Origin of the sequence: Novosphingobium kaempferiae, from assembly GCF_021227995.1 — a bacterium.
Lineage (GTDB): Bacteria > Pseudomonadota > Alphaproteobacteria > Sphingomonadales > Sphingomonadaceae > Novosphingobium > Novosphingobium kaempferiae.
Genome location: NZ_CP089301.1, coordinates 5,672,759 through 5,682,500, shown reverse-complemented (window position 1 = coordinate 5,682,500; position 9,742 = coordinate 5,672,759). Strand labels below are relative to the sequence as shown.

Here is a 9,742-nt window from a genome sequence, read left to right as displayed (position 1 = left end):
ACCCGAAACCCGGCGATCTAGGCATGACCAGGTTGAAGGTGCGGTAACACGCACTGGAGGACCGAACCGGTGAATGTTGAAAAATTCTCGGATGAGTTGTGTTTAGGGGTGAAAGGCCAATCAAGCCGGGAAATAGCTGGTTCTCCGCGAAATCTATTGAGGTAGAGCGTCGGATATTTGCCGTTGGGGGTAGAGCACTGGATGGATGCGGGGGTCGCGAGATCTACCAATTCTAACCAAACTCCGAATACCAACGAGTCTAGTCCGGCAGACAGACGGCGGGTGCTAAGGTCCGTCGTCAAAAGGGAAACAGCCCTAACCTACAGCTAAGGTCCCCAAGTCATCACTAAGTGGGAAAGCATGTGGGAATCCCAAAACAACCAGGAGGTTGGCTTAGAAGCAGCCATCCTTTAAAGAAAGCGTAACAGCTCACTGGTCTAAACAAGGGTTCCTGCGGCGAAAATGTAACGGGGCTAAAGTGATGCACCGAAGCTTAGGGTTCAGTCTTTGACTGAGCGGTAGCGGAGCGTTCCGTAGGCGAGTGAAGCCAGAGGGTAACCGATGGTGGACGTATCGGAAGTGCGAATGCTGACATGAGTAGCGATAAAGAGGGTGAGATGCCCTCTCGCCGAAAGACCAAGGGTTCCTGCTTAAAGCTAATCTGAGCAGGGTGAGCCGGCCCCTAAGACGAGCCCGAAGGGGGTAGTCGATGGGAACCACGTTAATATTCGTGGGCCTGGTGGTGTGTGACGGATCACTTACATTGTACACTCTTATTGGATTGAGTGTGCTTTCACGTGGTTCCAGGAAATAGCCCCACCGTATAGACCGTACCCGAAACCGACACAGGTGGTCAGGTAGAGTATACCAAGGCGCTTGAGAGAAGTATCCTGAAGGAACTCGGCAAATTGCCTCCGTACCTTCGGAAGAAGGAGGCCCCGGCTATGCGCAAGCACTGTCGGGGGGCACAGGCCAGGGGGTAGCGACTGTTTAGCAAAAACACAGGACTCTGCTAAGTCGGCTTCAAGACGACGTATAGGGTCTGACGCCTGCCCGGTGCCGGAAGGTTAAGAGGAGGAGTGCAAGCTCCGAATTGAAGCCCCGGTAAACGGCGGCCGTAACTATAACGGTCCTAAGGTAGCGAAATTCCTTGTCGGGTAAGTTCCGACCTGCACGAATGGCGTAACGACTTCCCCACTGTCTCCAGGATATGCTCAGCGAAATTGAATTCTCCGTGAAGATGCGGAGTACCCGCGGTTAGACGGAAAGACCCCGTGCACCTTTACTGCAGCTTCAGAGTGGCATTAGGATAGAATTGTGTAGCATAGGTGGGAGGCTTTGAAGCACCGGCGCCAGCTGGTGTGGAGCCATAGGTGAAATACCACCCTGTTATGTTCTGATGTCTAACCCAGGACCGTTATCCGGTTCGGGGACCCTCTGTGGCGGGTAGTTTGACTGGGGCGGTCGCCTCCTAAAGAGTAACGGAGGCGCGCGATGGTAGGCTCAGGCCGGTTGGAAACCGGCTGCAAGAGTGCAATGGCATAAGCCTGCCTGACTGCGAGATTGACGAATCGAGCAGAGACGAAAGTCGGTCATAGTGATCCGGTGGTCCCTCGTGGAAGGGCCATCGCTCAACGGATAAAAGGTACGCCGGGGATAACAGGCTGATGATTCCCAAGAGCTCATATCGACGGAATCGTTTGGCACCTCGATGTCGGCTCATCACATCCTGGGGCTGGAGCAGGTCCCAAGGGTTTGGCTGTTCGCCAATTAAAGTGGTACGTGAGCTGGGTTCAGAACGTCGCGAGACAGTTTGGTCCCTATCTGCCGTGGGCGTCGATACTTGAGAGGAGTTGTCCCTAGTACGAGAGGACCGGGATGAACATGCCTCTGGTGTACCTGTCGTTCCGCCAGGAGCGCAGCAGGGTAGCTATGCATGGACGGGATAACCGCTGAAAGCATCTAAGCGGGAAGCCTCCCTCAAGATTAGGTATCTTCGAGTCGTGATAGACCATCACGTTGATAGGCCGGGTGTGGAAGTGCGGTAACGCATGGAGCTAACCGGTCCTAATAACTCTGATCATGCTTGATGAATCCCACCATCAATGACAACCCTGCCCCGTGCGACACAGTCGCAAAAACGGGAAACTTGCGGGAACATTGAAGGCGGACGATCTTCCAGCCAGAACATCTGTACACATACCGCACGGGCAACATCGATTAAAAACCAACGACATATACGCGTCGGCTCCATTGCTTGGTGACCATAGCGTCAGTGACCCACCCGATCCCATCTCGAACTCGGCCGTGAAACCTGACAGCGCCAATGGTACTGTGGCTCAAGCCCCGGAAGAGTAGGACGTCGCCAGGCATTGAAGCCGACGCGCATAGCATCGTTGATACAAAAACCCATTCATGATGACAGCCCATCAGGTCCATCGCCACGGCACCTTGCTCTCTGCGAGGCCGCCAGCTCGGGATGGGGCCCTGCCTTCGCAGGGGCGACGGGAGGGGGAAAAGGCAGCCATTCCCTTTAACCGCGACCCCCGCTGCCGTTCTATTCCTCGACACCTCCCACCCCGCTCAGGCTGAGCTTGTCGAAGCCCCGGCGCGCGAACACGGACACAGGTAAACGAATGGCCTCCGACCTCCTCTCGATCGGCAAGTCCGGCGTCCGCGTCGCCCGTGCGGCGCTGGAGGTCACGTCCAACAATATCTCCAACGCATCGAGCGCCGGCTACGTGCGCCGCAGCGTCGCGGTGTCCGAGGTCGTCAGCGGGTCCAGCGCCGCCGCGCCCACCGCGATCAACCTGTCGGGCGCGCGGATCACCGGGATCGTGCGCAACGCCGATACCTTCCGCCAGGCCGAAGTGCGTCGCACCGGCTCCGACGCCGCCCGCGCCGCCGCCGAAGTGCAGGGGCTGGAGAACGTCGAATCCGCGCTGGAGCAGACCGGCGTCTACAAGTCGATCGTCGGCTTAGAGGGCAGCCTGCAACAGCTGGTGTCCGATCCCACCGACGGCTCGCTGCGCGCCAAGGTGATCGAGGATGCGCGCACCATGGCGCAGACGTTCAACACCGCCTCGCAAAGCCTCGATTCCGCGGCCAAGGGCCTGTCGTTCGAGGCGCAGGACGGGGTGACGCAGGTCAACCGCGTGGCGGGCGAACTGGCGCGCGTGAACCTGCGGCTGATGCGCGCGGGCGATTCCTCGTCCGACCAGAGCGCCCTGCTCGACCAGCGCGACGCCCTGCTGGAGCAGCTGAGCGGACAGGCCGACATCACCACCACCATCAATCCCGACCGCACCGTCTCGGTCATGCTGGGCGGGCCGACCGGATCGGCGCTCGTCTCGGGCGCGAGCACGAACACCCTCGCCATGAGCACCGCCGCCGACGGCACGCTGGCCTTCACCGTGAACAGCCAGCCGGTGACGCTCAGCTCCGGCGCGATCGCGGGCAAGGCGCAGGCGCTGATCGAACTGCGCGACGCCCGCGCCGAACTGGACGACATCGCCGCCAGCGTCGTGAGCACGATCAACGCCGCGCAGGCCAGCGGCGCGGACCTGCAGGGCAATGCAGGCCAGCCGATCTTCTCGGGCAATACCGCCGCGAGCCTGAAGATGGTTGCCACCGGCGGCGGCGCGATCGCCACCGCGCCCGCAGGCTCCCCGGCGAACAGCCGCGACGCGGGCAACCTCAGCACGATGCGGTCGGCCATGGCCTCAGCCAACCCGGCGGGAGCGATGGACACGCTGCTGTTCGACGTCTCCAGCGCGGTCGCCGGTCGCAAGATCACGCGCGACGCGCTCGATTCCATCGCCAGCAGCGCCAAAGTCTCCCTCCAGAGCCAGGCGGGCGTCAACCTCGATGACGAGGCGGTCAACCTCGTGCGCTTCCAGCAGGCTTATCAAGCCTCGGCGCGGGTGATGCAGGTCGCGTCCGACCTCTTCGATTCCATCCTCACGCTGAGGTAAGCCAGCCATGTCGACCACCATCTCCACCAGTACCGGCGCCTTCTTCGAGCGCGCCCGCAGCGGCATGAACGGCCTGCGCGCACAGGCGGAAGCGCTCCAGTCGCAGCTGGACAGCGGATCGAAGCTCAGCCGGTCCTCGGACAACCCGGTCGCCGCGTCGCGCCTGCGGGCATTGCAGCGGCTGGAGTCGCTCTCGCAGATCGACACCGCCAACGCCGACCGCGCCAATGCCGACCTCTCGCTGGCGGGCGGCGCGATCGAGGACATGGCCGACGCCGTGATCCGCGCCAAGGAACTGGCGACGCAGGCCGCCTCCTCCACCCTCACCGGCGAACAGCGCCAGTCGATCGCGGCGGAGCTGGAGCAGATCCACACCAACCTGCTGGCGCTGTCCAACGCGCGCGATTCCAACGGCCATGCGCTGTTCGGGGGCGAGGCGACGGGCGACGCCTATCGCCTCGATGCCGCCGGGAACGCCGTCTACATCGGCACCGCGCAGGCCGAAGACCTGCCGCTGGGCGAAGGGCAGAGCGTCGCCCGGTCGATGACCGGGCCGCAGGTGCTCTCCTTCACCGACGCGAACGGCAACGCGACCGACGTGATGGCGACGATCAAGGCGCTGTCCGATGCGCTGAAGGCAGGCGGCGGCGCTTCGGTGGCCTCGGACGCGCTGGCGGGGCTCCAGACCAGCGTCGATACCCTCACCACCGCGCAGACCGTTATCGGCAGCCGCCTCAACTGGATCGACCTAACCGGCGACCGCCGCACCGACCTGTCGGAACTGCGCTCGACCGAGCAAGCGGACCTTGGCGGCACCGACCTCGCCACCACGATCCTGCGCCTGCAGGAGACGCTGACCGTGCTCGACGCCAGCCAGGCCAGCTTCGGCCGCGTCGCCAGCCTGTCCCTGTTCGATCAGCTGCGATGAGGGTGCGAAGGGATCGGAGTCGCAAGGAGAGATACCTCCAAATCCGCTCAGGCTGAGCTTGTCGAAGCCCCCCACGATGGTGTGACCATCCCGATCCAGGTTCCCGGAGTCCTTCATGTTCGCAATCATCGGCGTCGTCATCCTGCTGGTGATGGTCTTCGGCGGCTTCGCCATCACCGGCGGCGCGCTCGGCCCGGTGATGCACGCGATTCCGCACGAGATGCTGATCATCGGCGGCGCCGCCATCGGCGCGGTGGTGACGGGCAATTCCATGCACGAACTCAAGGGCATCGGCGGCGGCGCGGTGAAGGTCTTCAAGGGGCCGAAGCACAACAAGCAGGACCACATCGACGCCATCATCCTGACCGCGCGACTGATGAAGATGCTGCGCACCGAAGGCCCGGTGGCGCTGGAAAGCCACGTTTCCGACCCGAAATCTTCCGCCATTTTCGCCGAATTTCCCCGCCTCCTCGCCAACGACGCGCTGATCCACGTCATCGCCGATACGCTGACGCTGATCGTCGTCTCCTCCGGCACGCTGGAAGTCCACGCGGTGGAGGACGTGATCGACAACGGCCTCAAGACCCACTTTCATGAGGAGCACGAGGCGCAGCACGCGCTGCAGGGGCTGGCCGACGCGCTGCCCGCGCTGGGCATCGTCGCCGCCGTGCTGGGCGTGGTGAAGACGATGGGCTCGATCGACAAGCCGCCTTCGATCCTGGGCGAGATGATCGGCTCTGCCCTCGTCGGCACGTTCATGGGCGTGCTGCTGGCCTACGGCATCGTCGCGCCGATGGCGGGCCGTCTCAAGCAGGTGCTGGAAGCCGACGAGCAGATCTTCCACGCGGTGAAGCAGGTCATCATCGCCAGCCTCCACGGCTGGCCGCAACCGCTGGTGGTCGAAAGCGCACGCTCGGGCCTCGGTCATGCGTTCCGGCCCAGCCTGTCCGACCTGCTCGACGCGATGCGCGGCAAGTAGCCTATGGCGAAGAAGCCCGAAGAGCCGGTCCGGCCGATCATCGTCAAGAAAGTGACCGTCGTCGCGGGCGGTCACCACGGAGGCGCGTGGAAGGTCGCCTATGCGGACTTCGTGACCGCGATGATGGCGTTCTTCCTGCTGCTGTGGATCCTCGGCGCCACGACCGAGAAGCAGAGGAAGGGCATCGCCGACTACTTCTCGCCCACGCTGGTCAAGAACCTCAAGTCCGGGTCGGGATCCGGCACCGGCCTGCTCGGCGGCACGTCGCTGACCGCGCAGGACAAGCTGCCGCATCCCGGCGGCAGCGGCAACAAGGCGATCACCGTGCCGCGCGATGCCACCGGCGGCCCCAAGGAAGGCGCCAAGCGCACCCGCGCGGCGGTGGAAAGGAAGCTCGCCTCTACCGAACGCCTGCGCAAGCTGGCCCGGCAGGTGCGCATGGTCGACACCACCGAGGGCATCCGCATCGACCTGGTGGACGACGCCAATTTCTCGATGTTCCGCATGGGCACCACGGTGCTGACCGGCGAGGCGAGCGACCTTCTCGAAGCGCTGGGGCAGGCGCTGGAGGATTCCAACGGCGGCCTGACCGTGCGCGGCCATACCGACGCGCTGCCCTACCGACCGGGCACCGTGGGCAACAACTGGTCGCTTTCCGCCGGCCGCGCCGAGGCGACCCGTCAGGCCCTGATGCGCGACGGCATCGCCGAAGACCGCTTCCGCCGCATCGAGGGCGTGGCGGACCGCGAACTGCTCATCCCCGGCGATCCGCATGACCCGCGGAACCGGCGGATTTCGATCACGCTGATGGATTGAGGGGGGCGCTCTCCTCCCAAAACACCCCGTCGCCCCTGCGCAGGCAGCGGCCCATCCCAGCCTTGCTGCCTCACGGTGAGCAAGGCGTCGTGGCGAAAGACCTGATGGGCCCCTGCCTCCGCAGAGGCGACGGGAGTGGAGGGCAGAATGCCGTCATCCCGGCGCAGATCGGGACCGCTGGCCGTCTTTAGGCGGTGCCTCGCCGATGGGGCTTCGACAAGCTCAGCCTGAGCGGAAAATAGAGATTTCCGTCATTGCGAGCGTAGCGAAACAATCCAGCGTTACGCGCTACTGCTGGATTGCTTCGCTACGCTCGCAATGACGAAAGTGGGTGCTCCCGCTCAGGCTGAGCTTGTCGAAGCCCCCGGCGGAACAACGGCAGGTCGGCTGTTCACAGCCAGCGGTCCCGGATCGCGCCCGGGACGACGAACAAGAATGCGCCCCGGCGATCCCCCCTTGCTTGCCTGATCCCGCAGCCCACCCCACCCTCCCCGCCAAAAGGGGAGAGAGCACGCCATGCCATTCACCGGCCCGGTCGAGGACCGCCTCGCCATCCGCGAGTTGTACGGCACTTACGCCGACGCCAGCTGGCGCGGGGACCGGGCGCTGTGGCTCTCCACCTTCGCGCCTGAGGGCCGCTGGACCAGCCACCTGTTCGATGCCGAGGGCCACGCCGCGCTGGCGGAAACGTGGGACGGGTTGTGGAAGGACTGGAGCGCGGTCGCCTTCCTTGCCGAGATCGGCTCGATTGAGATCGCGGGCCATGCCGCTGCCGTGCGCAGCTATGCCCGCGAAGTCGTGCAGACGCATGAAGGCGCGGTGTTCAAGCTTTGCGGCCGCTACGAGGATGCGCTGGTGCGCATCGACGGAGAATGGAAGTTCGCCCGCCGCGACTACACCCTCACCATCGGCGAGTTCCCCGCATGACCGCCTTCTCCGGCCCGACGGAGGACCGCGCCGCCATCCGCGAACTGATGGAAACTTACGCCGACGCCGCATCGCGCATCGACAAGGCGCAGTGGCTCGATTGCTGGACGCCCGACGCCATCTGGACCACCATCCATGCCGAAGTGCGGGGCCATGAAGCCCTGTCGCGGACATGGGACGACCTGTTCACGACGATGGACGCGATGGTCTTCTTCGCCATGCCCGGTGCCATCCACGTCGCGGGCGACACCGCGAGCGCGCGCTGCCACGTCCGCGAGATCGCGCGGATCGAGGGCAAGGTGATGAAGTTCGCCGCCCGCTATGACGACGAACTGGTCCGCCACGAAGGTCGCTGGCGCTTCGCCCGGCGCACCTATGCGATGAACATCGCCGAATAGCCCCTCTTGCCGCCGCGCGTTCCCCGGCCTACGAACGCCTCCGTCAGGGTTCCGTTCGGAGCCCTGGCGACAGATCGCGCCGGTGTCCCGCAAGGGGCTTAATAGGGAACGCGGTGAGAGGGGTTCCCCCTCGAATCCGGGGCTGTCCCTGCAACTGTAAGTGGCGAGCGCGATGCATAGGCCGGCGACCGAAGGGGGACGCCGGCAGCCACTGGGCCGGACGCTGCGACATGCGAGGCCCGGGAAGGCCATGCATCAAGCGATGACCCATGAGCCAGGAGACCTGCCGGCGTCTGGTCGCTCTTGCCGTGGCCCAGGGGTTGGCCAAGGCACGGAACACTCCGTCTGAGCGACGCATGTGCGGCGGGGGCCGCACCGGCAGGCGATGCCGGGCGCTGACCGGCGTCCGTCCGGCATCAATCCGCCGAGTCGCGCAAGGGGTTCCCGGGCGCGGCAGGCTCCCCGTCAGGATCGCTGACGCCGACGGGGATATGACACTTGGCTTCCCGATATTCTTCGCCCGCGCCGACACGCGGCGCTGCTTCCCTGAAGAGCCGCATCGGCGTGCTCTTCGCCGCGCTCGTCGCGGCCAACCTGCTGGCATGGGGCTGGGCCTTCAGCCTGTTCCACGCCAACCCGGTGATGCTCGGCACCGCGCTGCTCGCCTGGAGCCTCGGCCTGCGCCACGCGGTCGACGCCGATCACATCGCCGCGATCGACAACGTCACGCGCAAGCTCATGCAGGAGGGCCAGCGCCCGATCACCGTGGGGCTGTGGTTCGCGGTGGGCCACTCCGCCATCGTCCTGATCGCGGCAACCACCATCGCGCTCGCCGCCAGCACGCTCGACGATTTCGAGGCGTTCGGCCGCTCGGGCGGGGTGATCGCGACGGTGATATCCGCGACGTTCCTCTTCGTCATCGCCATCATGAACCTCGCGATCCTGCGCGGTGTCTGGCAGCGCTTCCAGCAGGTGCGGCGCGGCGGGACGTATGTGGAGGAAGACCTCGACATGCTGCTTGCGGGGCGCGGCCTCATCGCACGCATCCTGCGCCCCGTCTTCCGGCTGGTGCACCATGCATGGCACATGGCCCCGCTCGGCTTCCTGTTCGGGCTGGGATTCGACACCGCCACCGAAGTCGCCATCCTCGGCCTGTCGGGCGCGCATGCAGCGGACGGCATCTCGCTGGGAGCGGTCTTGGTGTTCCCGGTGCTGTTCGCGGTAGGCATGGCGCTGGTCGACACCGCCGACGGCGTCATCATGCTGGGCGCCTACGAATGGGCCTTCGTGAAGCCGCTGCGCAAGCTCTACTACAACATCGTCATTACCGCGATCTCGGCCATGGTGGCGCTGGTGATCGGATCGATCCAGACGGCGGCGCTGCTGTCCGAGAAGTTCGGACTGGAAGGCGGCGTCTGGTCCGGCGCTAGCGCACTGTCCGAGCATTTCAACACGCTCGGCTTCCTCATCATCGGGCTGTTCGTGGTGTGCTGGCTGGTGAGTTGGGCAATCTGGCGCTGGGGCGGGCTCGATGCGGTCGAAGTGCGCAGCGAGGGGTAGCTCCTCCCCGGGACGGGGTGGTGGATGGGCACGCGGCGGATCACCCGACCTTGCGGCGCGCGCCCGAGAAGGTGCTGTCCTTGGAGCGCACGCGATCCCGATGGTGCCCCTCCACCATGCTTCGCATGGTCCCCCTCCCCCGGTGGGGGAGGAATGCAAA

General features: G+C 64.7%; 7 protein-coding genes, 2 rRNA genes and 1 riboswitch (1 of these 10 only partly in view). All 9 genes read left to right on the top strand.

All coding sequences use genetic code 11. The features are described 5' to 3' along the window. Nucleotides 1–2,091, top strand: a 23S ribosomal RNA gene (locus tag LO787_RS25980); it begins 701 nt to the left of the window's first position. Between the two features lie 165 nt (nucleotides 2,092–2,256). Next, nucleotides 2,257–2,371 (top strand): 5S ribosomal RNA (gene rrf / locus LO787_RS25975). Between the two features lie 265 nt (nucleotides 2,372–2,636). After that, nucleotides 2,637–3,974, top strand: a complete 1,338-nt coding sequence (flgK, locus tag LO787_RS25970) for a flagellar hook-associated protein FlgK (RefSeq protein ID WP_232493844.1) — start codon at nucleotides 2,637–2,639, stop codon at nucleotides 3,972–3,974. A gap of 7 nt (nucleotides 3,975–3,981) precedes the next feature. After that, nucleotides 3,982–4,902, top strand: coding sequence for a flagellin N-terminal helical domain-containing protein (locus tag LO787_RS25965; RefSeq protein ID WP_232493843.1), 921 nt, complete (start codon nucleotides 3,982–3,984; stop codon nucleotides 4,900–4,902). A 115-nt stretch (nucleotides 4,903–5,017) separates the two neighbouring features. Continuing rightward, complete coding sequence (motA, locus tag LO787_RS25960; RefSeq protein ID WP_232493842.1) at nucleotides 5,018–5,881, top strand: flagellar motor stator protein MotA; 864 nt, start codon at nucleotides 5,018–5,020, stop codon at nucleotides 5,879–5,881. 3 nt (nucleotides 5,882–5,884) lie between these two features. Beyond that, the gene (locus LO787_RS25955; RefSeq protein ID WP_232493841.1) at nucleotides 5,885–6,697 is read left to right on the top strand and encodes a flagellar motor protein MotB; all 813 of its coding nucleotides are present in this window, start codon (nucleotides 5,885–5,887) and stop codon (nucleotides 6,695–6,697) included. 516 nt (nucleotides 6,698–7,213) lie between these two features. Further along, on the top strand, nucleotides 7,214–7,624 hold the full coding sequence (locus tag LO787_RS25950) for a nuclear transport factor 2 family protein (protein WP_232493840.1): 411 nt from the start codon (nucleotides 7,214–7,216) through the stop codon (nucleotides 7,622–7,624). Beyond that, nucleotides 7,621–8,022: a nuclear transport factor 2 family protein gene (locus tag LO787_RS25945; RefSeq protein ID WP_232493839.1), complete on the top strand. Its 402-nt coding sequence runs from the start codon at nucleotides 7,621–7,623 to the stop codon at nucleotides 8,020–8,022. Before LO787_RS25950 ends, LO787_RS25945 begins: the two co-directional genes overlap by 4 nt. A 63-nt stretch (nucleotides 8,023–8,085) precedes the next feature. After that, a riboswitch (cobalamin riboswitch) is annotated at nucleotides 8,086–8,327 on the top strand. Nucleotides 8,328–8,520: 193 nt separating this feature from the next. Then, nucleotides 8,521–9,582: a HoxN/HupN/NixA family nickel/cobalt transporter gene (locus LO787_RS25940; protein WP_232493838.1), complete on the top strand. Its 1,062-nt coding sequence runs from the start codon at nucleotides 8,521–8,523 to the stop codon at nucleotides 9,580–9,582. Nucleotides 9,583–9,742 lie beyond the last annotated feature (160 nt).